We start from the raw sequence: 25,157 nt of genomic DNA on the forward strand, positions 1-25,157 counted from the left end.
TTTATGCGTTGGTTGTTTTTGCTGTTGTTGGTGCTCAATGCCTTCTATTACGTGTGGAACCAGCAGCAGGCTCCTCTCAGGGCCAAGGACGTCGCCCCGCTGTCTTTGTACAAGGGCAGCCAGCAAGAAATTCGTCTGCTTAAGGAAACAGGCGCAACTGCTGCAGGGCAGCGCCGCGACGAGTGCCTGGTGGTGGGCGGCGTTTCGGCTCGCGAGCAGCTCGAGGCGCTGCGTCAACGGTTGGTGAGCCTGGATATCAATGCAGCTCCCGTGTCTGGTCAATTGCCTGGTGCTGATGGTTTGTGGCTCAAGGTGTCGCCGGAAAGCGAGCGTTTGCTGGACCAAACCGTGCTTGATGCACTTTCTAATGATTTCAAAGACTTAAAACGTAAAATTATTTTCTGCCAGGGTATTGCAACTGGTGAATAGCTTGATAGAATGGCGCCCGCTTCACAGGGAACACCACTTAGGTGGCAGAACTGGAAGCGAGTGTCAAAGCAGCTAAGTTTCAGATTTGATTGAAAAAATTTGAAAAAACGCTTGACACTAGGACGGCAGACACATAGAATGCCGGCCACATCTGGAGGGATTCCCGAGCGGTCAAAGGGGACGGACTGTAAATCCGTTGCGAGAGCTTCGAAGGTTCGAATCCTTCTCCCTCCACCAGTTTTAGCGAGAGCCGCAAGCTCCGCGGGTATAGTTTAGTGGTAGAACCTCAGCCTTCCAAGCTGATGATGCGGGTTCGATTCCCGCTACCCGCTCCAAGTTTGCTGGATTTTGCGCATAGTGTTTCGCTCTTGTAGCTCAGTTGGTAGAGCACACCCTTGGTAAGGGTGAGGTCAGCGGTTCAAGTCCGCTCAAGAGCTCCATATAAACAAGGCAGATATGAAAATATCTGCCTTTGTTTTATCAGCGTAATGCTATTTCTTCTGCGGAGGATTGTATCGATGGCTAAGGAAAAGTTTGATCGTTCCCTTCCCCACGTTAACGTCGGCACTATCGGCCACGTTGACCACGGTAAGACCACTCTGACCGCAGCTCTGACTCGCGTCTGCTCCGAAGTTTTCGGTTCGGCCGTCGTTGAGTTCGACAAGATCGACTCGGCTCCAGAAGAAAAAGCGCGCGGTATCACCATCAACACCGCTCACGTCGAGTACAACTCGAACATTCGTCACTACGCTCACGTTGACTGCCCAGGTCACGCTGACTACGTGAAGAACATGATCACCGGTGCTGCCCAGATGGACGGCGCGATCCTGGTTTGCTCGGCCGCCGATGGTCCGATGCCACAAACCCGTGAGCACATCCTGCTGTCCCGTCAGGTAGGCGTTCCGTACATCGTGGTCTTCCTGAACAAGGCTGACCTGGTAGACGACGCTGAGCTGCTGGAACTGGTCGAGATGGAAGTTCGCGACCTGCTGTCCACCTACGACTTCCCAGGCGACGACACCCCGATCATCATCGGTTCGGCTCGTATGGCGCTGGAAGGCAAAGACGACAACGAAATGGGTACTACCGCTGTTAAGAAGCTGGTAGAAACTCTGGATGCTTACATCCCTGAGCCAGTTCGTGCTATCGACCAGCCTTTCCTGATGCCGATCGAAGACGTATTCTCGATCTCGGGTCGTGGTACCGTTGTTACCGGCCGTATCGAGCGTGGTATCGTCCGCGTTCAGGATCCGCTGGAAATCGTTGGTCTGCGTGACACCACCACCACCACCTGCACCGGTGTTGAGATGTTCCGCAAGCTGCTGGACGAAGGCCGTGCTGGCGAGAACTGCGGCGTTCTGCTGCGTGGTACCAAGCGTGACGACGTTGAGCGTGGCCAGGTTCTGGTCAAGCCAGGTTCGGTCAAGCCGCACACCAAGTTCACCGCAGAAGTCTACGTTCTGTCGAAAGAGGAAGGCGGCCGTCACACGCCGTTCTTCAAAGGCTACCGTCCACAGTTCTACTTCCGTACCACTGACGTGACCGGTAACTGCGAGCTGCCGGAAGGCGTTGAAATGGTAATGCCAGGTGACAACATTCAGATGACTGTTACCCTGATCAAGACCATCGCAATGGAAGACGGTCTGCGCTTCGCTATCCGTGAAGGCGGTCGTACCGTCGGCGCCGGCGTCGTAGCAAAAATTATTGAATAAGTAGTTGATTTACTTGATCAGGCCGGTATAATGGCCGGCCTGATACAGCGTTACAGGTCAGTAGCTCAATTGGCAGAGCGACGGTCTCCAAAACCGTAGGTTGGGGGTTCGATTCCCTCCTGACCTGCCATTTCACCTCGGTGTGATGGCTTTCTTCTTACAGGATCCTCCTTGATGACTCCCAAAACTGAAGCCCAAGAATCGCGTTTTGATCTGTTCAGGTGGCTGGCTGTAGTGGCTTTGGTGGTTGTCGGTGTCGTGGGTAACCAATACTACTCCGCTTCTCCGATTCTGTACCGCGTTCTCGTACTTCTCGCCCTGGCTGCTGTCGCAGGCTTCGTAGCTCTGCAGACTGCGAAGGGTAAGTCGTTCTTTGCGCTGGCGAAGGAAGCTCGTACCGAGATCCGTAAAGTCGTGTGGCCGACCCGCCAGGAAACCACCCAGACCACACTGATTGTTGTGGCTGTTGTGCTGGTTATGGCACTGCTGCTGTGGGGGCTTGATTCCCTGCTCGGCTGGGCGGTCTCCCTGATCGTTGGCTAAAGGTGTCCCGTGGCTAAGCGTTGGTATGTTGTGCATGCTTACTCGGGTTACGAGAAGCATGTAATGCGCTCCCTGATCGAGCGTGTGAAGCTGGCTGGCATGGAAGACGGTTTCGGTGAGATCCTGGTCCCGACCGAAGAAGTCGTAGAAATGCGCAACGGCCAGAAGCGCAAAAGTGAGCGTAAATTCTTCCCTGGGTACGTTTTGGTCCAGATGGAGATGAACGAAGGGACTTGGCACTTGGTCAAGGATACCCCTCGTGTAATGGGCTTTATCGGTGGAACTGCAGACAAACCTGCACCGATTACCGATAAAGAAGCTGAAGCTATCCTGCGTCGCGTCGCCGATGGTAGTGACAAGCCGAAGCCTAAGACGCTGTTCGAGCCAGGTGAAGTGGTTCGAGTCATTGATGGTCCGTTTGCTGACTTCAATGGTAGCGTCGAAGAGGTTAACTACGAGAAGAGCCGCTTGCAGGTTGCAGTGCTCATTTTCGGTCGCTCTACTCCGGTAGAGCTCGAGTTCAGCCAGGTCGAAAAGGTCTAGGCGGACGAAGCATCCCATACCCCGCAGTCTTATGTGCTGCGGGGTTTTGTCGTCACTGGGATAAAACGCAAGTCATCCGGGGAGCCATCAGGCGTTCGTACCCGATTTTGGAGTAGCTCATGGCTAAGAAGATTCAGGCTTACATCAAGCTGCAAGTTAAGGCCGGCCAGGCCAACCCAAGCCCACCCGTTGGTCCAGCACTGGGTCAACACGGTGTGAACATCATGGAGTTCTGCAAGGCCTTCAACGCCCGTACTCAGGGTCAAGAAGCCGGTCTGCCGACTCCAGTTATCATCACTGTTTACAGCGACCGTAGCTTCACCTTCGAGACCAAGAGCACCCCTGCCTCGGTTCTGCTGAAGAAAGCTGCTGGCCTGACCAGTGGTTCGGCTCGCCCGAACACCGTGAAAGTCGGTACCGTTACCCGCGCTCAGTTGGAAGACATCGCCAAGGCTAAACAGGCTGACCTGACTTCCGCTGACCTGGACGCAGCTGTACGCACCATCGCTGGCTCTGCCCGCAGCATGGGCTTGAACGTGGAGGGTGTGTAATGGCTAAGCTGACCAAGCGCCAAAAGGCAATCGCCGAGAAAATCGAAGCAGGCAAGGCCTACAACTTCGAAGAAGCTGCAACCCTGCTCGCTTCGCTGCCGGCTGCCAAGTTCGTAGAGTCCTACGACATCGCCGTTAACCTCGGTGTTGACCCGCGTAAATCCGACCAGGTCGTTCGTAGCGCTACTGTGCTGCCACACGGCACTGGCAAGACTGTTCGCGTTGCCGTCTTCACCCAGGGCCCAGCTGCTGAAGCCGCTTTGGCTGCCGGCGCTGACCGTGTAGGTATGGACGATCTGGCTGCCGAAATGAAAGGCGGCGACCTGAACTATGACGTCGTTATCGCATCGCCTGATGCCATGCGTGTTGTAGGTCAGCTGGGTCAGGTGCTGGGTCCTCGCGGCCTGATGCCTAACCCGAAAGTTGGTACCGTAACTCCAGACGTAGCCGGCGCTGTCAAAAACGCCAAGGCTGGTCAGGTTCGCTACCGTACCGACAAGAACGGTATCATCCACACCTCCGTTGGCAAAATCGGCTTCGAAGCTGACAAGCTGAAGGAAAACGTTGAAGCCCTGATCGCTGATCTGAAGCGTATCAAACCGGCTTCTTCGAAAGGTATTTACGTTAAGCGCGTTACCCTGAGCACCACCATGGGCCCAGGTCTGATCATCGATCAAAGCTCGCTGAACGTGTAAGAACAAAGCAGCGCGACGTGTCGCGCTGCTTGCAAAAATTGGGGTCCCTGCCTGGCGGGGGCTATCCAAGACCGTAGGCGGCGTAAGCCTTAAAACCCCAGCCCACGCAGATGGTGCTCCCGATTCGTTACCGAATCAGACACCAAAACGACATCCGGCTTCGGCTAGATGAAACGGTAAAAACCAGGAGTAAACCCGTGGCAATTAAACTCGAAGACAAGAAGGCCATCGTCGCTGAAGTCAACGAGGCTGCCAAAGTCGCTCTGTCCGCTGTCGTGGCCGATGCCCGTGGTGTGACTGTAGGCGCAATGACCGGACTCCGTAAAGAGGCCCGCGAAGCTGGCGTATACGTACGTGTCGTACGTAACACCCTGCTCAAGCGCGCTGTTGAAGGCACCGAATTCTCGATCCTCAACGACGCGTTCAAAGGCCCGACCCTGATTGCTTTCTCCAACGAACACCCGGGCGCTGCTGCTCGTCTGTTCAAAGAGTTCGCCAAGGGTCAGGACAAGTTCGAGATCAAGGCAGCTGCGTTTGACGGCAAGTTCCTTGCCGCTAACCAGATCGACGTGCTGGCAACTCTGCCAACGCGCGACGAGGCTATCGCACAGCTGATGAGCGTAATCCAAGGTGCAACCAGCAAGCTGGCTCGTACCCTGGCAGCTCTGCGCGACCAGAAAGAAGCTGCTGCTGCCTAAGGCACGCGCGACTCTTTCAAAATCATACGTTTAATTTGATGGCTGCGTAGGCTGTCACCCCAATACAGGATTTAAGTCATGTCTCTGACTAACGAGCAAATCATCGAAGCGATCGGCCAGAAAACTGTTCTGGAAATTGTTGAACTGATCAAAGCGATGGAAGAAACCTTCGGCGTTACCGCTGCTGCCGCTGTTGCCGCTGGCCCAGCTGCTGCTGCCGCCGCTGTTGAAGAGCAGACCGAGTTCAACGTTGTTCTGGTTGAAGCCGGCGACAAGAAAGTGAACGTGATCAAAGCCGTTCGCGAACTGACCGGTCTGGGCCTGAAAGAAGCCAAAGAGAAAGTCGACGGCGCTCCTCAGGTTGTAGCTGAAGGCGTTTCGAAAGAAGCCGCTGAAGACGCTAAGAAGAAGCTGGAAGAAGCAGGCGCTAAAGTCGAGCTGAAGTAATTTCGACTTTGCGATGCCAGCCTGAGCGTTGAGCGACAGGCTGATGGCTGGTGGCTTATGCCACCGGCCTTTTTCCGTTATTGGTGGCTGGTCAAGCCGGCCCCGATAACACGCTGCAAGACACCCATGTGGGTGAGCAAACCAAGGGGTTTGCACGATTTTCTGGCTGCTCCCGCCGGGAGAAGCCAAACAAGCAGGTGACCAAGCTGGGGAACGCTGATGGCTTACTCATACACTGAGAAAAAACGTATCCGCAAGGACTTTAGCAAGTTGCCGGACGTCATGGATGTGCCATACCTTTTGGCCATCCAGCTGGATTCGTATCGCGAATTCCTGCAAGCGGGAGCATCCAAGGATCAGTTCCGTGACGTCGGCCTGCACGCGGCCTTCAAGTCGGTATTCCCGATCATCAGCTACTCCGGCAATGCTGCCCTGGAGTATGTAGGCTACCGCCTGGGCGATCCCGCCTTCGATGTGAAGGAATGTGTCCTGCGTGGCGTGACCTTCGCGGTCCCACTGCGGGTCAAGGTGCGCCTGATCATCTTCGACAAGGAATCGTCGAACAAAGCGATCAAGGACATCAAAGAGCAAGAAGTCTACATGGGTGAAATCCCCCTGATGACTGAGAACGGTACCTTCGTTATCAACGGTACCGAACGAGTAATCGTTTCCCAGCTGCACCGTTCGCCTGGTGTGTTCTTCGACCACGACCGTGGTAAGACGCACAGCTCCGGCAAGCTGCTGTACTCCGCTCGCATCATCCCTTACCGCGGTTCGTGGTTGGACTTCGAGTTCGACCCGAAAGACTGCGTGTTCGTGCGTATCGACCGTCGCCGCAAGCTGCCGGCTTCGGTGCTGCTGCGCGCGCTGGGTTACAGCACGGAAGAAGTACTCAACACCTTCTACACCACCAACGTCTTCCACATTTCCGGCGAGAAACTCAGCCTGGAGCTGGTGCCTCAGCGTCTGCGTGGTGAAGTTGCGGTCATGGATATCCATGACGGTGCTGGCAAGGTCATTGTCGAACAAGGTCGCCGCATCACTGCGCGCCACGTCAATCAGCTCGAGAAGGCCGGTGTTAACCAGCTGGACGTGCCGATGGAATACGTCCTGGGTCGCACTACCGCCAAGGCCATCGTTCACCCAGCCACTGGCGAGATCCTGGCCGAGTGCAATACCGAGCTGACCACAGAGCTGCTGATCAAGATCGCCAAGGCTCAGGTAGTCCGCATCGAGACTCTGTACACCAACGATATCGACTGCGGCCCGTTCATCTCCGACACCCTGAAGATCGACACCACTAGCAATCAGCTGGAAGCGCTGGTCGAGATCTACCGGATGATGCGTCCTGGCGAGCCGCCAACCAAGGATGCAGCCGAGACCCTGTTCAACAACCTGTTCTTCAGCGCCGAGCGTTACGACCTGTCCGCCGTTGGCCGCATGAAGTTCAACCGTCGTATCGGTCGTACCGAGATCGAAGGTTCGGGCGTGCTGAGCAAGGAAGATATCGTCGAGGTTCTGAAGACCTTGGTTGATATCCGTAACGGCAAAGGCATCGTCGATGACATCGACCACCTGGGTAACCGCCGCGTTCGTTGCGTAGGCGAAATGGCCGAGAACCAGTTCCGTGTTGGCCTGGTACGTGTTGAGCGTGCGGTCAAAGAACGTCTGTCGATGGCAGAAAGCGAAGGCTTGATGCCGCAAGACCTGATCAACGCCAAGCCGGTAGCGGCGGCGGTGAAAGAGTTCTTCGGTTCCAGCCAGCTGTCGCAGTTCATGGACCAGAACAACCCGCTCTCCGAGATCACCCACAAGCGCCGTGTCTCCGCACTTGGCCCTGGTGGTCTGACCCGTGAGCGTGCAGGCTTCGAAGTCCGTGACGTACACCCGACCCACTACGGCCGTGTGTGCCCGATCGAGACCCCTGAAGGTCCGAACATCGGTCTGATCAACTCCCTGGCTGCTTATGCCCGCACCAACCAGTACGGCTTCCTCGAGAGCCCGTACCGCGTGGTGAAGGAAGGCGTGGTCAGCGATGACATCGTGTTCCTGTCGGCCATTGAAGAAGCGGATCACGTGATCGCCCAGGCCTCGGCGGCCATGAACGAGAACAAGCAGCTGATCGATGAGCTGGTTGCGGTTCGTCACTTGAACGAATTCACCGTCAAGGCGCCGGAAGACGTCACCCTGATGGACGTTTCGCCGAAGCAGGTTGTTTCCGTTGCTGCGTCGCTGATTCCGTTCCTCGAGCACGACGACGCCAACCGTGCATTGATGGGTTCGAACATGCAGCGTCAGGCCGTACCGACCCTGCGTGCCGACAAGCCGCTGGTTGGTACCGGCATGGAGCGCAACGTTGCCCGTGACTCCGGTGTCTGCGTGGTTGCTCGCCGCGGTGGTGTGATCGACTCGGTCGACGCTAGCCGTATCGTCGTTCGCGTTGCCGATGACGAAGTCGAGACTGGCGAAGCGGGTGTAGACATCTACAACCTGACCAAGTACACCCGTTCGAACCAGAACACCTGCATCAACCAGCGTCCGCTGGTGAGCAAAGGTGACAAGGTTCAGCGTGGCGACATCATGGCCGATGGTCCGTCCACCGATATGGGTGAACTGGCACTGGGTCAGAACATGCGCATCGCGTTCATGGCGTGGAACGGCTTCAACTTCGAAGACTCCATCTGCCTGTCCGAGCGTGTGGTTCAGGAAGACCGCTTCACCACTATCCACATTCAGGAACTGACCTGTGTGGCGCGTGATACCAAGCTTGGCCCAGAAGAAATCACTGCGGACATCCCGAACGTGGGTGAAGCTGCTCTGAACAAGCTGGACGAGGCGGGTATCGTTTACGTAGGTGCTGAAGTCGGCGCTGGCGACATCCTGGTCGGCAAGGTCACGCCAAAAGGCGAAACTCAGCTGACCCCGGAAGAGAAACTGTTGCGCGCAATCTTCGGTGAGAAGGCCAGCGACGTTAAAGACACCTCCCTGCGCGTGCCGACTGGTACCAAGGGTACCGTCATCGACGTACAGGTCTTCACTCGTGATGGCGTAGAGCGCGACAGCCGCGCCCTGTCCATCGAGAAGATGCAGCTGGACGAGATCCGCAAGGACCTCAACGAAGAGTTCCGCATTGTCGAAGGTGCAACCTTCGAGCGTCTGCGTGCTGCCCTGAACGGCCAAGTGGTCGACGGTGGTGCGGGCCTGAAGAAAGGCACCGTGATCACTGACGAAGTACTGGACGGTCTGGAGCATGGCCAGTGGTTCAAACTGCGCATGGCCGAAGATGCACTGAATGAGCAGCTGGAAAAGGCTCAGCAGTACATCGTCGATCGCCGTCGCCTGCTGGACGACAAGTTCGAAGACAAGAAGCGCAAGCTGCAGCAGGGCGATGACCTGGCTCCAGGCGTACTGAAAATCGTCAAGGTCTACCTGGCAATCCGCCGTCGCATCCAGCCGGGTGACAAGATGGCCGGCCGTCACGGTAACAAGGGTGTTGTCTCGGTGATCATGCCGGTCGAAGACATGCCGCACGACGCCAACGGTACTCCGGTTGACGTGGTACTGAACCCGCTGGGTGTACCATCGCGTATGAACGTCGGTCAGATTCTCGAAACTCACCTGGGCCTCGCGGCCAAGGGCTTGGGCGAGAAGATCGATCGCATGATCGAAGAGCAGCGCAAAGCCGCTGAACTGCGCACCTTCCTGACCGAGATCTACAACGAGATCGGTGGTCGTCAGGAGAACCTGGATGAGTTCTCCGACGAAGAGATCATTGCTCTGGCCAACAACCTGAAGAAAGGCGTGCCTATGGCTACTCCAGTCTTCGATGGTGCCAAGGAGCGTGAGATCAAGGCCATGCTGAAACTGGCAGACTTGCCAGAAAGCGGCCAGATGGTGCTGTTCGACGGCCGTACCGGCAACAAGTTCGAGCGTCCTGTGACCGTTGGTTACATGTACATGCTCAAGCTGAACCACTTGGTGGACGACAAGATGCACGCGCGTTCCACTGGTTCCTACAGCCTGGTTACCCAGCAGCCGCTGGGTGGTAAGGCGCAGTTCGGTGGTCAGCGTTTCGGGGAGATGGAAGTGTGGGCGCTGGAAGCATACGGCGCGGCATACACCCTGCAAGAAATGCTCACAGTGAAGTCGGACGACGTGAACGGCCGTACCAAGATGTACAAGAACATCGTGGATGGCGATCACCGTATGGAGCCGGGCATGCCCGAGTCCTTCAACGTGTTGATCAAAGAGATCCGTTCGCTCGGTATCGATATCGATCTGGAAACCGAATAACACGTGACGCGAAGGGGAGTGGGGCAGGTAATGCCCGCTCCCTGCTCCGCCAGGAGGAAAGGCCTTGAAAGACCTACTGAATTTGCTGAAAAACCAGGGTCAAGTCGAAGAGTTCGACGCCATCCGCATCGGTCTGGCGTCGCCTGAAATGATCCGTTCGTGGTCGTTCGGTGAAGTTAAGAAGCCGGAAACCATCAACTACCGTACGTTCAAGCCTGAGCGTGACGGCCTGTTCTGCGCCAAGATCTTTGGCCCAGTCAAGGACTATGAGTGCCTGTGCGGTAAGTACAAGCGCCTCAAGCACCGCGGCGTAATCTGCGAGAAGTGCGGCGTTGAAGTGGCCCTGGCCAAAGTTCGTCGTGAGCGCATGGCGCACATCGAACTGGCCTCGCCAGTTGCCCACATCTGGTTCTTGAAGTCGCTGCCGTCCCGTATCGGTCTGCTGATGGACATGACCCTGCGTGACATCGAGCGCGTGCTCTACTTCGAGAGCTACGTCGTTATCGACCCGGGCATGACTACCCTCGAGAAGGGTCAGCTGCTGAACGACGAGCAGTACTTTGAAGCGCTGGAAGAGTTCGGTGACGACTTCGACGCCCGCATGGGTGCAGAGGCTGTCCGCGAGCTGCTGCACGCTATCGACCTGGAGCACGAGATCGGCCGCCTGCGCGAAGAGATTCCGCAGACCAACTCGGAAACCAAGATCAAGAAGCTGTCCAAGCGCCTGAAGCTGATGGAAGCTTTCCAGGGCTCGGGCAACCTGCCAGAGTGGATGGTCCTGACCGTCCTGCCAGTACTGCCACCGGACCTGCGTCCGCTGGTACCGCTGGATGGTGGCCGCTTCGCGACCTCCGACCTGAACGACCTGTATCGTCGGGTGATCAACCGTAACAACCGTCTGAAGCGCCTGCTCGATCTGTCGGCGCCGGACATCATCGTGCGCAACGAAAAGCGCATGCTGCAGGAAGCGGTCGACGCCCTGCTGGACAACGGCCGTCGCGGTCGCGCCATCACTGGCTCGAACAAGCGTCCGCTGAAGTCCCTGGCCGACATGATCAAAGGTAAGCAAGGTCGCTTCCGTCAGAACCTGCTCGGTAAGCGTGTGGACTACTCTGGCCGTTCGGTAATTACCGTAGGCCCGACCCTGCGTCTGCACCAGTGCGGTCTGCCGAAGAAGATGGCTCTTGAGCTGTTCAAGCCGTTCATTTTCGGCAAGCTGGAAATGCGTGGTCTGGCGACCACCATCAAGGCTGCCAAGAAGATGGTCGAGCGTGAGCTGCCAGAGGTGTGGGACGTGCTCGCAGAAGTCATCCGCGAACACCCCGTACTGCTCAACCGTGCACCTACCCTGCACCGTCTGGGTATCCAGGCCTTTGAGCCAGTACTGATCGAAGGTAAGGCTATTCAGCTGCACCCGCTGGTCTGTGCTGCGTACAACGCCGACTTCGACGGTGACCAGATGGCCGTTCACGTGCCGCTGACGCTGGAAGCCCAGCTCGAAGCGCGCGCGCTGATGATGTCGACCAACAACATTCTGTCGCCAGCCAACGGTGAGCCAATCATCGTTCCGTCGCAGGACGTTGTACTGGGTCTGTATTACATGACCCGTGAAGCCATCAATGCCAAGGGCGAAGGTCGCGTATTTGCTGACCTGCAGGAAGTCGACCGCGTATTCCGCGCCGGCGAGGCTGCCCTGCACGCGAAAATCAAGGTTCGTATCAACGAAACCGTGAAAGAGCGTGACGGCTCCGTGGTCAAGAACACCCGCATCGTCGACACCACCGTCGGCCGTGCTCTGCTGTTCCAGGTCGTGCCGGCAGGTCTGCCATACGACGTGGTCAACCAGCCGATGAAGAAAAAGGCGATCTCCAAGCTGATCAACCAATGCTACCGCGTGGTTGGTCTGAAAGAGACCGTTATCTTCGCTGACCAATTGATGTACACCGGTTTCGCTTACTCGACCATTTCCGGCGTTTCCATCGGTGTTAACGACTTCGTTATCCCGGACGAGAAAGCTCGCATCATCGGTAACGCTACCGATGAAGTGAAGGAAATCGAGAGCCAGTACGCCTCCGGCCTGGTAACCCAGGGCGAGAAGTACAACAAGGTCATCGACTTGTGGTCGAAGGCGAACGACGAAGTTTCCAAGGCGATGATGGCCAACCTCTCGAAAGAGAAGGTCATCGACCGTGAAGGCAACGAAGTCGACCAAGAGTCCTTCAACTCGATGTACATGATGGCTGACTCCGGTGCCCGTGGTTCGGCCGCCCAGATCCGTCAGCTGGCCGGTATGCGTGGTCTGATGGCCAAGCCTGACGGCTCCATCATCGAGACGCCGATCACTGCGAACTTCCGTGAAGGTCTGAGCGTACTGCAGTACTTCATCTCGACTCACGGTGCCCGTAAGGGTCTGGCGGATACCGCACTGAAAACTGCGAACTCCGGTTACCTGACCCGTCGTCTGGTGGACGTCGCGCAGGACCTGGTGGTTACCGAGATCGATTGCGGTACTGACCAAGGCCTGGTGATGACCCCGCACATCGAAGGCGGCGACGTTGTCGAGCCGCTGGGTGAACGTGTACTGGGCCGTGTCATCGCCCGTGACGTGTTCAAGCCGGGCACCGAGGATGTCATCGTTCCGGCCGGTACTCTGGTCGACGAACAGTGGGTCGAGTTCATCGAGCTGAACAGCATCGACGAAGTAGTCGTGCGTTCTCCGATCAACTGTGAAACCCGCTTCGGTATTTGCGCCAAGTGCTACGGTCGCGACCTGGCTCGCGGTCACCAGGTGAACATCGGTGAAGCTGTCGGCGTTATCGCTGCACAGTCCATCGGTGAGCCGGGTACCCAGCTGACCATGCGTACGTTCCACATCGGTGGTGCTGCAAGCCGTACCTCGGCTGCCGACAGCGTCCAGGTGAAGAATGGCGGTATGGTACGTCTGCACAACCTGAAGCAGGTCGAGCGTGCCGATGGCAACCTGGTTGCCGTGTCCCGTTCCGGCGAGCTGGCCATTGCCGACGAGTTCGGTCGTGAGCGCGAGCGTTACAAGCTGCCTTACGGTGCGGTGATTTCGGTCAAGGAAGGTGACAAGGTCGAAGCTGGCGCAATCGTTGCCAAGTGGGACCCGCACACCCACCCGATCGTTACCGAGCTCAAAGGTACCGTGACCTTCGTGGGCATGGAAGAAAACATCACCATCAAGCGTCAGACCGACGAATTGACCGGCCTGACCAACATCGAAGTGATGGACGTCAAGGATCGCCCTGCCTCTGGCAAGGAAATCCGTCCGGCGATCAAGATGGTCGATGCTGCTGGCAAGGACCTGTACCTGCCGGGTACCGACGTACCTGCCCAGTACTTCCTGCCGGCCAACGCCCTGGTTGGTGTGGCTGACGGTGCACAGATCGGTGTTGGTGACGTTATCGCGCGTATCCCGCAGGAAACGTCGAAGACCCGTGACATCACCGGTGGTCTGCCGCGCGTTGCCGACCTGTTCGAAGCGCGTCGTCCGAAAGAAGCCTCGATCCTGGCTGAAGTCAGCGGCACCATCGCGTTCGGTAAGGAGACCAAAGGCAAGCGTCGTCTGGTCATTACCCCGACCGACGGCAGCGACCCGTACGAAGAGCTGATTCCGAAGTGGCGTCACCTGAACGTCTTCGAAGGTGAGCAGGTAAACCGCGGCGAAGTGATCTCCGACGGCCCGAGCGATCCGCACGACATCTTGCGCCTGCTGGGTGTAAGCGCGCTGGCCAAGTACATCGTCAACGAGATCCAGGACGTTTACCGTCTGCAGGGCGTTAAGATCAACGACAAGCACATCGAGACCATCCTGCGTCAGATGCTGCGTAAAGTTGAGATCGCCGAGTCGGGTGACTCCAGCTTCATCAAGGGCGACCAGATGGAGCTGACCCAGGTGTTGATGGAAAACGAGCGCCTGGCAGGGGAAGACAAGTTCATCTCCAAGTTTACCCGCGTGTTGCTGGGTATCACCAAGGCCTCGCTGTCGACCGAATCGTTCATCTCCGCGGCTTCCTTCCAGGAAACCACCCGCGTGCTGACCGAAGCGGCGGTAACCGGCAAGCGCGACTACCTGCGTGGCCTGAAAGAGAACGTGGTCGTGGGTCGTCTGATCCCGGCTGGTACTGGTCTGGCCTACCACAGCGAGCGTAAGCGTCGCCGTGATGCGGACAAACCGCTGCGTGTAAGCGCCAGTGAGGTGGAAGCCGCACTGACCGAAGCGCTGAACTCCAGCGGTAACTAAGTACAGGGCGGGGCCCCGGCAAGCCTCGCACGATCCCCGGTGACATGAAATGTTGCCGATGATCGGGCGAGGTGGGCCGGGGCCTCGTCTTGACTGGGTGCAAGATCCTCTTTAGACTTTTGTACCCTTAAATTTGGTGAGGCTCCGTCTCGCCAATTTTTGGCTTTCTTGCAAGACAATAGAGTCGCAAGACAATCAGTGGAGCTAGTAGATGGCAACTATCAACCAGCTGGTACGTCAGCCGCGTAAGCGTTCGGTCGAAAAGTCCGACGTTCCTGCGCTGCAGAACTGCCCGCAACGTCGTGGCGTGTGCACCCGCGTGTACACCACCACGCCGAAAAAACCTAACTCGGCACTGCGTAAAGTATGCCGTGTGCGTCTGACCAACGGTTTCGAGGTTTCCTCGTACATCGGTGGTGAAGGCCACAACCTGCAAGAGCACAGCGTCGTCCTGATCCGTGGCGGCCGTGTAAAAGACTTGCCAGGTGTTCGTTACCACACCGTTCGCGGCTCTCTGGATACTTCGGGCGTTAAAGGCCGTAACCAGGGTCGTTCGAAATACGGTACCAAGCGTCCGAAGTAATCGGTCGTTTGCAGACATCCATTTTTTTGAGTCGATAAGAGTAAGGTCGGGCAGGGGTCGTAGACCCACGTCCCGGGCTAACCTGAAGACCGTTTGAGGGCTTATCATGCCAAGACGTCGTGTAGCAGCAAAACGTGAGATCCTTGACGATCCTAAGTACGGATCGCAGATTCTCGCCAAGTTCATGAACCACGTGATGGAAAGCGGCAAGAAAGCAGTAGCCGAGCGCATCGTTTACGGTGCTCTGGATACCGTCAAAGCACGCAAGAACAGCGACCCCCTGGAAATCTTCGAGAAAGCTCTCGACGCCATCGCTCCGCTGGTCGAAGTTAAGTCCCGTCGTGTCGGCGGTGCTACTTACCAGGTTCCGGTTGAAGTTCGTCCATCCCGTCGTAACGCTCTGGCAATGCGCTGGCTCGTAGACTACGCCCGCAAGCGCGGCGAGAAGTCGATGGCTCTGCGCCTGGCCGGCGAGCTGCTGGATGCTGCTGAAGGCAAGGGTGCTGCAGTCAAGAAGCGCGAAGACGTGCACCGTATGGCTGAAGCCAACAAAGCGTTCTCGCACTACCGCTTCTAATTCAAGCATCAATCATTTTGCGAGGGCTTTATGGCTCGTACTACAGCAATTAACCGCTACCGTAACATCGGTATCTGCGCCCACGTTGACGCGGGCAAGACTACCACTACCGAGCGGATCCTGTTCTACACAGGTCTGAGCCACAAGATGGGCGAGGTGCATGACGGCGCCGCGACCACCGACTGGATGGTGCAGGAGCAGGAGCGGGGTATCACCATTACCTCCGCTGCCGTTACCACCTTCTGGAAAGGTTCCCGTGGTCAGTACGACAACTACCGCGTAAACGTCATCGATACCCCCGGCCACGTTGACTTCACCATTGAAGTAGAACGTTCGCTGCGCGTACTCGACGGCGCGGTCGTCGTATTCTGCGGTACCTCCGGCGTTGAGCCGCAGTCCGAAACCGTATGGCGTCAAGCCAACAAGTACGGCGTTCCACGTGTTGTCTACGTGAACAAAATGGACCGTGCCGGTGCCAACTTCCTGCGCGTTATCGGTCAGATCAAGAACCGTCTGGGTCACACCCCGGTTCCGGTCCAGCTGGCTATCGGTGCAGAAGATGACTTCCAGGGTCAGATTGACCTGATCAAGATGAAAGCCATCTACTGGAACGATGACGATAAAGGCACCACCTATCGCGAGGAAGAAATTCCTGCCGATATGCTGGAGCTGGCTCAAGAGTGGCGCTCCAACATGGTTGAAGCGGCTGCCGAGTCCAGCGAAGAGCTGATGAACAAGTACCTGGAAGGCGAAGAGCTGACCGTCGAAGAGATCAAAGCCGGTCTGCGCGCGCGCACCCTGGCCAGCGAGATCGTTCCGGCTGTCTGCGGTTCGTCGTTCAAGAACAAGGGTGTTCCCCTGGTTCTGGACGCCGTTATCGACTACCTGCCAGCACCGACCGAAATCCCGGCGATCAAGGGTATCCACCCTGACCTGATCGACACGCCGAAGGATGAAGTCAAGCCAGAGCAGTACGACGAGCGTCCTGCCGACGACAACGAGCCGTTCTCGGCCCTGGCGTTCAAGATTGCCACCGACCCGTTCGTGGGTACTCTGACCTTCGTTCGCGTCTACTCGGGCTTCCTGACCTCCGGTGACTCCGTCATCAACTCGGTCAAGGGCAAGAAAGAGCGCGTTGGCCGTATGGTGCAGATGCACGCCAACCAGCGTGAAGAGATCAAAGAAGTACGCGCTGGCGACATCGCTGCTCTGATCGGCATGAAGGACGTCACCACCGGTGACACCCTGTGCAACGCCGACAAGCCGATCATCCTCGAGCGTATGGACTTCCCTGAGCCGGTAATTTCGCTCTCCGTAGAGCCGAAAACCAAGGCTGACCAGGAGAAGATGGGTATCGCTCTGGGCAAGCTGGCCCAGGAAGACCCGTCGTTCCGCGTCAAGACCGACGAAGAAACCGGCCAGACCATCATCTCCGGTATGGGTGAGCTGCACCTCGACATCCTCGTTGACCGCATGAAGCGCGAGTTCAACGTCGAGTGCAACGTAGGCAAGCCGCAGGTTTCGTACCGCGAGAAGATCACCAAGTCCAACGTCGAGATCGAAGGCAAGTTCGTTCGTCAGTCGGGTGGTCGTGGTCAGTTCGGTCACTGCTGGATCCGTTTCTCGGAGCCGGACGTGGACGAAAAGGGCAACATCACCGAAGGTCTGGTGTTCACCAACGAAGTCGTTGGTGGTGTGATTCCTAAGGAATTCATCGCCCCGATCCAGAAGGGTATCGAAGAGCAGATGAAAAACGGCGTTGTTGCCGGCTATCCGCTGCTCGGCCTGAAGGCCACGGTATTCGACGGTTCGTACCACGACGTCGACTCCAACGAAATGGCGTTCAAGATCGCCGCTTCGATGGCGACCAAGCAACTGGCCCAGAAGGGCGGTGGTGTGGTGCTTGAGCCGATCATGAAGGTCGAAGTTGTAACCCCGGAAGAGTACCTGGGTGACGTGATGGGTGACCTGAGCCGTCGTCGCGGGATGATCCAGGGTAATGAAGACTCGGTGTCCGGCAAGGTAATCACTGCTGAGGTACCGCTCGGAGAGATGTTCGGTTACGCGACCGACGTTCGTTCCATGTCTCAGGGTCGCGCAAGCTACTCCATGGAATTCTCCAAATACGCCGAAGCTCCGTCGAACATCGTCGAAGCACTCGTTAAAAAACAAGGCTAATCCCCTTTAGGCAAGAGGTTCACTGTCGTGGCTAAAGAAAAATTTGATCGTTCCCTTCCCCACGTTAACGTCGGCACCATCGGCCACGTTGACCACGGTAAGACCACTCTGACCGCAGCTCTGACTCGCGTCTGCTCCGAAGTTTTCGGTTCGGCCGTCGTTGAGTTCGACAAGATCGACTCGGCTCCAGAAGAAAAAGCGCGCGGTATCACCATCAACACCGCTCACGTCGAGTACAACTCGAACATTCGTCACTACGCTCACGTTGACTGCCCAGGTCACGCTGACTACGTGAAGAACATGATCACCGGTGCTGCCCAGATGGACGGCGCGATCCTGGTTTGCTCGGCCGCCGATGGTCCGATGCCACAAACCCGTGAGCACATCCTGCTGTCCCGTCAGGTAGGCGTTCCGTACATCGTGGTCTTCCTGAACAAGGCTGACCTGGTAGACGACGCTGAGCTGCTGGAACTGGTCGAGATGGAAGTTCGCGACCTGCTGTCCACCTATGACTTCCCAGGCGACGACACCCCGATCATCATCGGTTCGGCTCGTATGGCGCTGGAAGGCAAAGACGACAACGAAATGGGCACTACCGCTGTTAAGAAGCTGGTAGAAACTCTGGATGCTTACATCCCTGAGCCAGTTCGTGCTATCGACCAGCCATTCCTGATGCCGATCGAAGACGTATTCTCGATCTCGGGTCGTGGTACCGTTGTTACCGGCCGTATCGAGCGTGGTATCGTCCGCGTTCAGGATCCGCTGGAAATCGTTGGTCTGCGTGACACCACCACCACCACCTGCACCGGTGTTGAGATGTTCCGCAAGCTGCTGGACGAAGGTCGTGCTGGCGAGAACTGCGGCGTTCTGCTGCGTGGTACCAAGCGTGACGACGTTGAGCGTGGCCAGGTTCTGGTCAAGCCAGGTTCGGTCAAGCCGCACACCAAGTTCACCGCAGAAGTCTACGTTCTGTCGAAAGAAGAAGGCGGCCGTCACACTCCGTTCTTCAAAGGCTACCGTCCACAGTTCTACTTCCGTACCACTGACGTGACCGGTAACTGCGAACTGCCGGAAGGCGTTGAAATGGTAATGCCAGGTGACAACATTCAGATGACTGTTACCCTGATCAAGACCATCGCAATGGAAGACGGTCTGCGCTTCGCTATCCGTGAAGGCGGTCGTACCGTCGGCGCCGGCGTCGTAGCCAAAATCATCGAGTAATCACTCGACCGATTGAAAAAACCCCCGCTCAGCGGGGGTTTTTTTTATTGGGTTGACACTAAATGGGGGCGTCTATAGAATCACGCCTCCTTTTAGCGGGCGTAGTGCGTCCGTTGGGAACAGCCTGGAGTCTGAAATCCAATGCAAAATCAGCAAATCCGTATCAGGTTGAAGGCTTTCGACCATCGCCTGATCGACCAATCCACCCAGGAAATCGTGGAAACCGCGAAACGTACTGGTGCACAAGTGCGTGGTCCAATTCCACTGCCTACCCGCAAAGAGCGTTTCACCGTTCTGGTCTCCCCGCACGTCAACAAAGACGCGCGTGACCAGTACGAGATCCGCACTCATAAGCGTGTTCTGGACATCGTCCAGCCAACGGATAAAACCGTTGACGCGCTGATGAAGCTTGATCTGGCGGCAGGTGTGGAAGTACAGATCAGCCTCGGCTAAGACTTCGGTCTAGTCGTGTAACGCTCTGAAATGGGCGGCCATAGCGGGTGAAAGCCCCGTACACTCATGAGGTTTACAACATGACTATTGGTGTAATCGGTCGCAAGTGCGGTATGACCCGCATTTTCACCGAAGAAGGTGTCTCCATTCCGGTCACGGTCATTGAGATCGAGCCGAATCGTGTCACCCAGTTCAAAACTGAAGAAACCGATGGCTACCGTGCAGTGCAAGTCACTGTCGGCGAGCGTCGTGCTTCGCGTGTGACTGCCGCTCAGGCAGGCCACTTCGCCAAAGCTAACGTTGCCGCTGGTCGCGGTATCTGGGAGTTCCGTCTTGAAGAAGGCGATTTCCAGGCTGGCGATCTGATCAAAGCTGAACTCTTCACTGCAGGCCAGCTGGTAGACGTTACTGGTCAGTCCAAAGGTAAAGGCTTCGCCGGTACCATCAAGCGCTGGAACTTCCGTGGTCAGGACAACACCCACGGTAACTCCGTGTCGCACCGTGTTCCTGGTTCCATCGGCCAGTGCCAGACTCCTGGTCGTGTGTTCAAGGGCAAGAAAATGTCCGGTCACATGGGCGCCGAGCGCGTGACTGTTCAGTCCCTGGAAGTAGTTCGCGTAGACGCTGAGCGCAACCTGCTGCTGGTCAAGGGTGCCGTTCCTGGCGCTACTGGCGGCGACGTGGTTGTACGTCCAGCTGTCAAGGCTCGCGGTTAAGGGGATACTGACATGCAACTTAATGTAAATGACGCTCAGGCGATCGAAGTTTCCGAACTGGCTTTCGGTGGCGAATTCAACGAGACGCTGGTACACCAAGCAGTCGTAGCCTACATGGCTGGCGGCCGTCAGGGCACCAAGCAGCAGAAGACCCGTTCCGACGTGGCCGGTGGCGGTAAGCGCCCATGGCGTCAGAAGGGTACTGGCCGTGCTCGTGCTGGTACCACTCGTGGTCCGATCTGGCGTGGCGGTGGTGTAACCTTCGCAGCTCGTCCTCAAGATCACTCGCAAAAGCTCAACAAGAAGATGTACCGCGCAGCTCTGCGCTCCATCCTCGCTGAGCTGGTGCGTAGCGACCGTCTGGTCGTGGTTCAGGACTTCGCTGTTGAAGCGCCGAAAACCAAAGATCTGCTGAACAAGCTGAACGGCATGGGTCTGAACGACGTACTGATCGTTTCTGACGCTGTTGATCAGAACCTGTACCTGGCTGCTCGCAACCTGCCGCACGTCGATGTACGTGACGTTCAAGGTTCCGACCCGGTCAGTCTGATCGCATACGAGAAGGTGTTGATCACCGTCTCGGCCGTGAAGAAATTCGAGGAGCTGCTGGGATGAACCAGGAACGCGTATTTAAAGTCCTCCTTGGCCCGCACGTTTCCGAGAAGGCTACCGTTCTGGCTGAGAAAAAAGGCCAGTTCGTATTCAAGGTTGCTACCGATGCAACCAAGCTGGAAATCAAGAAAGCTGTCGAAGGCCTGTTCAACGTAAAAGTTGAAAACGTGTCGACTGTTAACGTTCTGGGTAAAACCAAGCGTACCGCACGTGGTCTGGGCAAGCGTAATGACTGGAAGAAGGCGATCGTCTCCCTTCAGCCAGGCCAAGATCTCGATTTCAGCAGCAGTGCTGAGTAAGGAAGGGGTGCATCATGGCAATCGTTAAATGCAAACCGACTTCCCCTGGCCGCCGTTTCGTGGTCAAGGTGGTCAACAAGGAGCTGCACAAAGGCGCTCCTCACGCACCGCTGATCGAGAAAAAATCGAAGTCTGGTGGTCGTAACAACAATGGCCGCATTACCACTCGTCACGTTGGTGGTGGTCACAAGCAGCATTACCGTCTGGTCGACTTCCGTCGCAACGACAAAGATGGCATTCCAGCCACTGTCGAGCGTATCGAATACGATCCAAACCGTACTGCTCACATCGCCCTGCTGTGCTACGCAGATGGTGAGCGTCGCTACATCATCGCCCCTAAAGGCGTGAGCGCTGGCGACCAGCTGATCGCAGGTGCCCTGGCCCCAATCAAGGCCGGTAACTCCCTGCAGCTGCGCAACATTCCAGTAGGTAGCACCATTCACGGCATCGAACTGAAGCCGGGTAAAGGTGCTCAGATCGCACGTTCCGCTGGTGCCTCGGCTCAGCTGATCGCTCGCGAAGGTGTCTATGTGACCCTGCGTCTGCGCTCTGGTGAAATGCGTAAAGTCCTGGCTGAGTGCCGTGCGACCCTGGGTGAAGTCTCGAACTCCGAGCACAGCCTGCGTTCGCTGGGTAAAGCTGGTGCCAAACGCTGGCGCGGCGTTCGCCCAACCGTTCGTGGTGTTGCCATGAACCCGGTTGACCACCCACATGGTGGTGGTGAAGGTCGTACCTCCGGTGGTCGTCATCCGGTATCGCCATGGGGCTTCCCAACCAAGGGTGCGAAGACCCGCGGTAATAAGCGTACCGACAACATGATCGTCCGTCGTCGCAAGTAACTAGAGGGATACGACAGTGCCACGTTCTCTGAAAAAAGGTCCTTTTATCGATCTTCACCTGTTGAAGAAGGTCGAAGTGGCGGTGGAGAAGAACGATCGCAAGCCAGTTAAAACCTGGTCGCGCCGTTCGATGATCCTGCCACAAATGGTCGGTCTGACCATCGCGGTACACAACGGTCGCCAACACGTCCCAGTTCTCGTGAACGAAGACATGGTCGGCCACAAACTGGGCGAGTTTGCCGGTACCCGCACCTACCGCGGGCACGTGGCTGACAAGAAAGCCAAGCGTTAAGGGGTAAGGAAATGGAAGTAGCCGCTAAGTTGTCGGGCGCTCGCATCTCCGCCCAGAAAGCCCGCTTGGTCGCCGACCAGATCCGCGGGAAGAAGGTGGGCGAAGCGCTCAACCTGTTGGCCTTCAGCAGCAAAAAAGCCGCTGAAATCATGAAGAAAGTCCTCGAGTCGGCCGTTGCCAACGCCGAACACAACGAAGGCGCTGACGTTGATGACCTGAAGGTCTCCACCGTCTTCGTCAACGAAGGGCGTTCGCTGAAGCGCATCATGCCACGTGCCAAAGGCCGTGCTGATCGCATCGTCAAGCGGTCTTGCCATATCACTGTCAAGGTTGCGGACAAGTAACGGAGTCGATCAGATGGGTCAGAAAGTACATCCCACTGGCATTCGCCTGGGAATCGTCAAGGAGCACACCTCCGTCTGGTACGCAGACGGTGCTACTTACGCAGATTACCTGTTGAAGGATCTGAAAACGCGTGAGTACCTCCAAGACAAACTAAAAAGCGCGTCCGTAAGCCGTATCGATATTCATCGTCCGGCTCAAACTGCACGCATCACCATCCACACGGCTCGTCCCGGTATCGTTATCGGTAAGAAAGGTGAGGATGTCGAGAAGCTGCGTCAGGACCTGACCAAGCAGATGGGTGTGCCTGTGCACATCAACATCGAAGAGATCCGCAAGCCGGAACTCGACGCTATGCTGGTTGCGCAGAGCGTAGCTCAGCAGCTGGAACGCCGCGTAATGTTCCGTCGCGCCATGAAGCGCGCCGTGCAGAACGCCATGCGTATTGGTGCCAAGGGCATCAAGATCCAGGTGAGCGGTCGTCTCGGCGGTGCTGAGATTGCTCGTACCGAGTGGTATCGCGAAGGTCGTGTGCCGCTGCACACCCTGCGTGCCGATATCGACTACAACACCTACGAAGCTCACACCACTTACGGTGTGATCGGTGTGAAGGTTTGGATCTTCAAAGGCGAAGTTATTGGTGGTCGCCAAGAAGAACTGAAACCACAAGCACCAGCGCCTCGTAAAAAAGCTGCTAAGTAAGGGGTACGCCAAATGTTGCAACCAAAGCGTACAAAATTCCGCAAGCAGATGACCGGCCACAACCGTGGTCTGGCACTGCGCGGTAGCAAAGTCAGCTTCGGCGAATTCGCCCTGAAAGCTGTTGCTCGCGGTCGCCTCACCGCCCGCCAGATCGAGTCCGCACGTCGTGCGCTGACCCGTCACGTTAAGCGTGGCGGCAAGATCTGGATCCGCGTGTTCCCGGACAAGCCGATCTCCAAGAAGCCTCTCGAGGTTCGTATGGGTAAAGGTAAAGGCTCCGTGGAATACTGGGTTGCCCAGATCCAGCCAGGCAAAGTCCTGTACGAGATCGAGGGTGTTTCTGAAGAGCTGGCGCGTGAAGCTTTCGCCCTGGCTGCTGCAAAGCTGCCTCTCGCCACCTCCTTTGTTAAGCGGACGGTGATGTGATGAAAGCGAATGAACTTCGTGAAAAATCTGCACAGCAATTGAATGAGCAACTGCTCGGCTTGCTGCGCGACCAGTTCAATCTGCGTATGCAGAAAGCAACTGGCCAGTTGGGGCAGTCGCACCTGCTCTCGCAAGTTAAGCGTGACATCGCTCGCGTGAAAACTGTGCTTAACCAGCAGGCAGGTAAGTGATCATGGCTGAAGCTGAAAAAACCGTCCGTACGCTGACTGGCCGTGTCGTCAGCGACAAAATGGACAAGACCATCACCGTTCTGATCGAGCGTCGCGTAAAGCACCCGATCTACGGTAAATACGTTAAGCGTTCGACTAAGCTGCACGCGCACGACGAAACCAACCAGTGCAAGATCGGCGACAAAGTTTCGATTACCGAAACTCGTCCGCTGGCCAAGACCAAGTCCTGGGCACTGGTTGAAGTCCTCGAACGCGCTGTTGAAGTCTAAGGGCTAGGGGTCGGAGAAATTTTATGATTCAGACTCAATCCATGCTCGATGTGGCCGATAACAGCGGCGCTCGTCGCGTCATGTGCATCAAGGTACTCGGCGGTTCGCACCGCCGTTACGCCGGCATCGGTGACATCATCAAAGTAACCGTCAAGGAAGCTATTCCGCGCGGTAAGGTCAAAAAAGGCCAGGTGATGACTGCTGTTGTCGTCCGTACCCGTCACGGTGTACGTCGCGCTGACGGTTCCATCATTCGTTTCGACGGCAACGCTGCTGTTCTGCTGAACACCAAGCAAGAGCCGATCGGCACTCGCATCTTCGGGCCAGTGACCCGTGAACTTCGTACTGAGAAGTTCATGAAGATCGTCTCGCTCGCCCCTGAAGTGCTGTAAGGAGATCCGACATGCAAAAGATTCGTCGTGACGACGAGATCATCGTGATCGCCGGCAAAGACAAAGGTAAGCGCGGTAAGGTGCTGAAGGTTCTGGCTGATGACCGTCTGGTCGTTGGCGGTGTGAACCTGGTCAAGCGTCATACCAAGCCTAACCCGATGGCGGGCGTACAGGGCGGTATCGTCGAAAAAGAAGCGCCTCTGCACGCTTCCAACGTTGCCATCTTCAACGGTGAAACCAACAAGGCTGACCGCGTTGGTTTCAAAGTAGAAGACGGTAAGAAAATTCGTGTCTTCAAGTCGACCCAAAAAGCGGTTGATGCTTGAACACTGCTAGGTAGAAGACCATGGCACGACTGAAAGAGATTTACCGGAACGAAATCGCTCCAAAGCTTAAGGAAGAACTTAAGCTGTCGAACGTGATGGAAGTTCCGCGCGTTACCAAAATCACCCTGAACATGGGTCTGGGCGAAGCGATCGGTGACAAGAAAGTCATCGAGCACGCTGTTGCCGACCTGGAAAAGATCACCGGTCAAAAGCCGGTCGTGACTTTCGCTCGTAAATCCATCGCTGGCTTCAAAGTCCGTGAAGGATGGCCTATCGGTGTCAAGGTGACCCTGCGTAGCGACAAGATGTACGAATTCCTGGACCGCCTGCTGGCGATCTCCCTGCCTCGGGTCCGCGACTTCCGCGGCCTGAATGCCAAGTCCTTCGATGGCCGTGGCAACTACAGCATGGGCGTGAAAGAGCAGATCATCTTCCCGGAAATCGATTACGACAAGATCGATGCTCTGCGCGGTTTGGACATCACCCTGACCACCACTGCTCGTTCGGATGACGAAGGCCGCGCTCTGCTGCGTGCATTCAAATTCCCGTTCCGCAACTGATTGG

At 56.7% G+C, this 25,157-nt stretch carries 28 protein-coding genes and 4 tRNA genes; all 32 read left to right on the forward strand.

All coding sequences use genetic code 11. The features are described 5' to 3' along the window. Positions 1–3: 3 nt before the first annotated feature. The 32 genes from HU725_RS02200 (at position 4) to rplE (ending at position 25,153) form a co-directional block, all read left to right on the forward strand. Positions 4–429 (forward strand): hypothetical protein, encoded by a 426-nt coding sequence (locus HU725_RS02200; protein WP_186479026.1) that lies wholly within the window; start codon positions 4–6, stop codon positions 427–429. Positions 430–582: 153 nt separating this feature from the next. After that, positions 583–666, forward strand: a tRNA-Tyr gene (locus HU725_RS02205). A gap of 24 nt (positions 667–690) precedes the next feature. Next, a tRNA-Gly gene (locus HU725_RS02210) sits at positions 691–764 on the forward strand. A 29-nt stretch (positions 765–793) separates the two neighbouring features. Beyond that, positions 794–869: transfer RNA gene (locus tag HU725_RS02215), tRNA-Thr, on the forward strand. 78 nt (positions 870–947) lie between these two features. Beyond that, the gene (tuf, locus tag HU725_RS02220) at positions 948–2,141 is read left to right on the forward strand and encodes an elongation factor Tu (RefSeq protein WP_010951775.1); all 1,194 of its coding nucleotides are present in this window, start codon (positions 948–950) and stop codon (positions 2,139–2,141) included. Between the two features lie 54 nt (positions 2,142–2,195). Then, a tRNA-Trp gene (locus HU725_RS02225) sits at positions 2,196–2,271 on the forward strand. Between the two features lie 44 nt (positions 2,272–2,315). After that, positions 2,316–2,684: a preprotein translocase subunit SecE gene (gene secE / locus HU725_RS02230; RefSeq protein ID WP_186479000.1), complete on the forward strand. Its 369-nt coding sequence runs from the start codon at positions 2,316–2,318 to the stop codon at positions 2,682–2,684. Positions 2,685–2,693: 9 nt separating this feature from the next. Then, positions 2,694–3,227 (forward strand): transcription termination/antitermination protein NusG, encoded by a 534-nt coding sequence (gene nusG / locus HU725_RS02235; RefSeq protein WP_003255501.1) that lies wholly within the window; start codon positions 2,694–2,696, stop codon positions 3,225–3,227. Positions 3,228–3,346: 119 nt separating this feature from the next. After that, positions 3,347–3,778: a 50S ribosomal protein L11 gene (gene rplK, locus HU725_RS02240; protein WP_023535523.1), complete on the forward strand. Its 432-nt coding sequence runs from the start codon at positions 3,347–3,349 to the stop codon at positions 3,776–3,778. Next, complete coding sequence (rplA, locus tag HU725_RS02245; protein ID WP_027919361.1) at positions 3,778–4,473, forward strand: 50S ribosomal protein L1; 696 nt, start codon at positions 3,778–3,780, stop codon at positions 4,471–4,473. Before rplK ends, rplA begins: the two co-directional genes overlap by 1 nt. 197 nt (positions 4,474–4,670) lie before the next feature. After that, positions 4,671–5,171, forward strand: coding sequence for a 50S ribosomal protein L10 (gene rplJ, locus HU725_RS02250; RefSeq protein ID WP_003257082.1), 501 nt, complete (start codon positions 4,671–4,673; stop codon positions 5,169–5,171). A 78-nt stretch (positions 5,172–5,249) separates the two neighbouring features. Continuing rightward, positions 5,250–5,618 carry a 50S ribosomal protein L7/L12 gene (rplL, locus tag HU725_RS02255; protein WP_060480382.1) on the forward strand — a complete coding sequence of 123 codons (369 nt, stop codon included), beginning with the start codon at positions 5,250–5,252 and terminating at the stop codon, positions 5,616–5,618. A gap of 219 nt (positions 5,619–5,837) precedes the next feature. Continuing rightward, positions 5,838–9,911 carry a DNA-directed RNA polymerase subunit beta gene (rpoB, locus tag HU725_RS02260; protein ID WP_060480383.1) on the forward strand — a complete coding sequence of 1,358 codons (4,074 nt, stop codon included), beginning with the start codon at positions 5,838–5,840 and terminating at the stop codon, positions 9,909–9,911. A gap of 64 nt (positions 9,912–9,975) precedes the next feature. Next, on the forward strand, positions 9,976–14,175 hold the full coding sequence (gene rpoC / locus HU725_RS02265; protein ID WP_186479001.1) for a DNA-directed RNA polymerase subunit beta': 4,200 nt from the start codon (positions 9,976–9,978) through the stop codon (positions 14,173–14,175). 211 nt (positions 14,176–14,386) lie between these two features. Next, positions 14,387–14,758 carry a 30S ribosomal protein S12 gene (gene rpsL / locus HU725_RS02270; RefSeq protein WP_003255492.1) on the forward strand — a complete coding sequence of 124 codons (372 nt, stop codon included), beginning with the start codon at positions 14,387–14,389 and terminating at the stop codon, positions 14,756–14,758. Between the two features lie 106 nt (positions 14,759–14,864). Then, a complete protein-coding gene (rpsG, locus tag HU725_RS02275) occupies positions 14,865–15,335 on the forward strand; it encodes a 30S ribosomal protein S7 (RefSeq protein WP_003246741.1) in 471 nt (156 codons plus the stop codon). A 30-nt stretch (positions 15,336–15,365) separates the two neighbouring features. After that, a complete protein-coding gene (gene fusA, locus HU725_RS02280; protein ID WP_186479002.1) occupies positions 15,366–17,513 on the forward strand; it encodes an elongation factor G in 2,148 nt (715 codons plus the stop codon). A gap of 27 nt (positions 17,514–17,540) precedes the next feature. After that, the gene (tuf, locus tag HU725_RS02285) at positions 17,541–18,734 is read left to right on the forward strand and encodes an elongation factor Tu (RefSeq protein ID WP_010951775.1); all 1,194 of its coding nucleotides are present in this window, start codon (positions 17,541–17,543) and stop codon (positions 18,732–18,734) included. A 141-nt stretch (positions 18,735–18,875) separates the two neighbouring features. Then, a complete protein-coding gene (gene rpsJ / locus HU725_RS02290) occupies positions 18,876–19,187 on the forward strand; it encodes a 30S ribosomal protein S10 (protein WP_003186070.1) in 312 nt (103 codons plus the stop codon). A gap of 80 nt (positions 19,188–19,267) precedes the next feature. Continuing rightward, complete coding sequence (gene rplC, locus HU725_RS02295) at positions 19,268–19,903, forward strand: 50S ribosomal protein L3 (protein ID WP_060478897.1); 636 nt, start codon at positions 19,268–19,270, stop codon at positions 19,901–19,903. 12 nt (positions 19,904–19,915) lie between these two features. Next, a complete protein-coding gene (gene rplD, locus HU725_RS02300; protein WP_027917846.1) occupies positions 19,916–20,518 on the forward strand; it encodes a 50S ribosomal protein L4 in 603 nt (200 codons plus the stop codon). After that, entirely contained in the window at positions 20,515–20,814 is a 300-nt protein-coding gene (rplW, locus tag HU725_RS02305) for a 50S ribosomal protein L23 (protein WP_003255484.1), read from the forward strand. Before rplD ends, rplW begins: the two co-directional genes overlap by 4 nt. 14 nt (positions 20,815–20,828) lie before the next feature. Then, positions 20,829–21,653 carry a 50S ribosomal protein L2 gene (rplB, locus tag HU725_RS02310; RefSeq protein WP_003255483.1) on the forward strand — a complete coding sequence of 275 codons (825 nt, stop codon included), beginning with the start codon at positions 20,829–20,831 and terminating at the stop codon, positions 21,651–21,653. A 16-nt stretch (positions 21,654–21,669) separates the two neighbouring features. Then, positions 21,670–21,945 carry a 30S ribosomal protein S19 gene (gene rpsS / locus HU725_RS02315; protein WP_003255482.1) on the forward strand — a complete coding sequence of 92 codons (276 nt, stop codon included), beginning with the start codon at positions 21,670–21,672 and terminating at the stop codon, positions 21,943–21,945. Between the two features lie 11 nt (positions 21,946–21,956). Next, positions 21,957–22,289, forward strand: a complete 333-nt coding sequence (gene rplV / locus HU725_RS02320; RefSeq protein WP_003103908.1) for a 50S ribosomal protein L22 — start codon at positions 21,957–21,959, stop codon at positions 22,287–22,289. Between the two features lie 13 nt (positions 22,290–22,302). Then, positions 22,303–22,989, forward strand: coding sequence for a 30S ribosomal protein S3 (rpsC, locus tag HU725_RS02325; protein ID WP_003255481.1), 687 nt, complete (start codon positions 22,303–22,305; stop codon positions 22,987–22,989). A gap of 12 nt (positions 22,990–23,001) precedes the next feature. Continuing rightward, positions 23,002–23,415, forward strand: a complete 414-nt coding sequence (rplP, locus tag HU725_RS02330; protein ID WP_003255479.1) for a 50S ribosomal protein L16 — start codon at positions 23,002–23,004, stop codon at positions 23,413–23,415. After that, positions 23,415–23,606: a 50S ribosomal protein L29 gene (rpmC, locus tag HU725_RS02335; protein ID WP_002555481.1), complete on the forward strand. Its 192-nt coding sequence runs from the start codon at positions 23,415–23,417 to the stop codon at positions 23,604–23,606. Before rplP ends, rpmC begins: the two co-directional genes overlap by 1 nt. A gap of 2 nt (positions 23,607–23,608) precedes the next feature. Beyond that, positions 23,609–23,875, forward strand: a complete 267-nt coding sequence (gene rpsQ, locus HU725_RS02340) for a 30S ribosomal protein S17 (RefSeq protein ID WP_023534981.1) — start codon at positions 23,609–23,611, stop codon at positions 23,873–23,875. A gap of 23 nt (positions 23,876–23,898) precedes the next feature. Next, positions 23,899–24,267: a 50S ribosomal protein L14 gene (gene rplN / locus HU725_RS02345; RefSeq protein WP_008089810.1), complete on the forward strand. Its 369-nt coding sequence runs from the start codon at positions 23,899–23,901 to the stop codon at positions 24,265–24,267. Positions 24,268–24,278: 11 nt separating this feature from the next. After that, positions 24,279–24,593, forward strand: coding sequence for a 50S ribosomal protein L24 (rplX, locus tag HU725_RS02350; RefSeq protein WP_016715319.1), 315 nt, complete (start codon positions 24,279–24,281; stop codon positions 24,591–24,593). A gap of 20 nt (positions 24,594–24,613) precedes the next feature. Further along, positions 24,614–25,153 (forward strand): 50S ribosomal protein L5, encoded by a 540-nt coding sequence (gene rplE, locus HU725_RS02355; protein WP_003255474.1) that lies wholly within the window; start codon positions 24,614–24,616, stop codon positions 25,151–25,153. The last annotated feature ends 4 nt before the right edge of the window (positions 25,154–25,157 follow it).

The sequence above is a fragment of the Pseudomonas promysalinigenes genome (assembly GCF_014269025.2).
In the GTDB taxonomy this organism is placed as follows: Bacteria; Pseudomonadota; Gammaproteobacteria; order Pseudomonadales; family Pseudomonadaceae; genus Aquipseudomonas; species Aquipseudomonas promysalinigenes.

What these genes read in the sequence shown, in the direction of transcription:
- rpsG (WP_003246741.1), top strand. Translation starts at nt 14,865, where the DNA reads ATGCCAAGACGTCGTGTAGCAGCAAAACGTGAGATCCTTGACGATCCT.
- rpsJ (WP_003186070.1), top strand. Translation starts at nt 18,876, where the DNA reads ATGCAAAATCAGCAAATCCGTATCAGGTTGAAGGCTTTCGACCATCGC.
- rplB (WP_003255483.1), top strand. Translation starts at nt 20,829, where the DNA reads ATGGCAATCGTTAAATGCAAACCGACTTCCCCTGGCCGCCGTTTCGTG.
- rplA (WP_027919361.1), top strand. Translation starts at nt 3,778, where the DNA reads ATGGCTAAGCTGACCAAGCGCCAAAAGGCAATCGCCGAGAAAATCGAA.
- rplC (WP_060478897.1), top strand. Translation starts at nt 19,268, where the DNA reads ATGACTATTGGTGTAATCGGTCGCAAGTGCGGTATGACCCGCATTTTC.
- rplN (WP_008089810.1), top strand. Translation starts at nt 23,899, where the DNA reads ATGATTCAGACTCAATCCATGCTCGATGTGGCCGATAACAGCGGCGCT.
- rpsL (WP_003255492.1), top strand. Translation starts at nt 14,387, where the DNA reads ATGGCAACTATCAACCAGCTGGTACGTCAGCCGCGTAAGCGTTCGGTC.
- secE (WP_186479000.1), top strand. Translation starts at nt 2,316, where the DNA reads ATGACTCCCAAAACTGAAGCCCAAGAATCGCGTTTTGATCTGTTCAGG.
- rplK (WP_023535523.1), top strand. Translation starts at nt 3,347, where the DNA reads ATGGCTAAGAAGATTCAGGCTTACATCAAGCTGCAAGTTAAGGCCGGC.
- HU725_RS02200 (WP_186479026.1), top strand. Translation starts at nt 4, where the DNA reads ATGCGTTGGTTGTTTTTGCTGTTGTTGGTGCTCAATGCCTTCTATTAC.
- rplP (WP_003255479.1), top strand. Translation starts at nt 23,002, where the DNA reads ATGTTGCAACCAAAGCGTACAAAATTCCGCAAGCAGATGACCGGCCAC.
- fusA (WP_186479002.1), top strand. Translation starts at nt 15,366, where the DNA reads ATGGCTCGTACTACAGCAATTAACCGCTACCGTAACATCGGTATCTGC.
- rpsQ (WP_023534981.1), top strand. Translation starts at nt 23,609, where the DNA reads ATGGCTGAAGCTGAAAAAACCGTCCGTACGCTGACTGGCCGTGTCGTC.
- rplL (WP_060480382.1), top strand. Translation starts at nt 5,250, where the DNA reads ATGTCTCTGACTAACGAGCAAATCATCGAAGCGATCGGCCAGAAAACT.
- rpmC (WP_002555481.1), top strand. Translation starts at nt 23,415, where the DNA reads ATGAAAGCGAATGAACTTCGTGAAAAATCTGCACAGCAATTGAATGAG.
- rplW (WP_003255484.1), top strand. Translation starts at nt 20,515, where the DNA reads ATGAACCAGGAACGCGTATTTAAAGTCCTCCTTGGCCCGCACGTTTCC.
- rplE (WP_003255474.1), top strand. Translation starts at nt 24,614, where the DNA reads ATGGCACGACTGAAAGAGATTTACCGGAACGAAATCGCTCCAAAGCTT.
- rplV (WP_003103908.1), top strand. Translation starts at nt 21,957, where the DNA reads ATGGAAGTAGCCGCTAAGTTGTCGGGCGCTCGCATCTCCGCCCAGAAA.
- rplD (WP_027917846.1), top strand. Translation starts at nt 19,916, where the DNA reads ATGCAACTTAATGTAAATGACGCTCAGGCGATCGAAGTTTCCGAACTG.
- rpsC (WP_003255481.1), top strand. Translation starts at nt 22,303, where the DNA reads ATGGGTCAGAAAGTACATCCCACTGGCATTCGCCTGGGAATCGTCAAG.
- tuf (WP_010951775.1), top strand. Translation starts at nt 948, where the DNA reads ATGGCTAAGGAAAAGTTTGATCGTTCCCTTCCCCACGTTAACGTCGGC.
- rplX (WP_016715319.1), top strand. Translation starts at nt 24,279, where the DNA reads ATGCAAAAGATTCGTCGTGACGACGAGATCATCGTGATCGCCGGCAAA.
- rpoB (WP_060480383.1), top strand. Translation starts at nt 5,838, where the DNA reads ATGGCTTACTCATACACTGAGAAAAAACGTATCCGCAAGGACTTTAGC.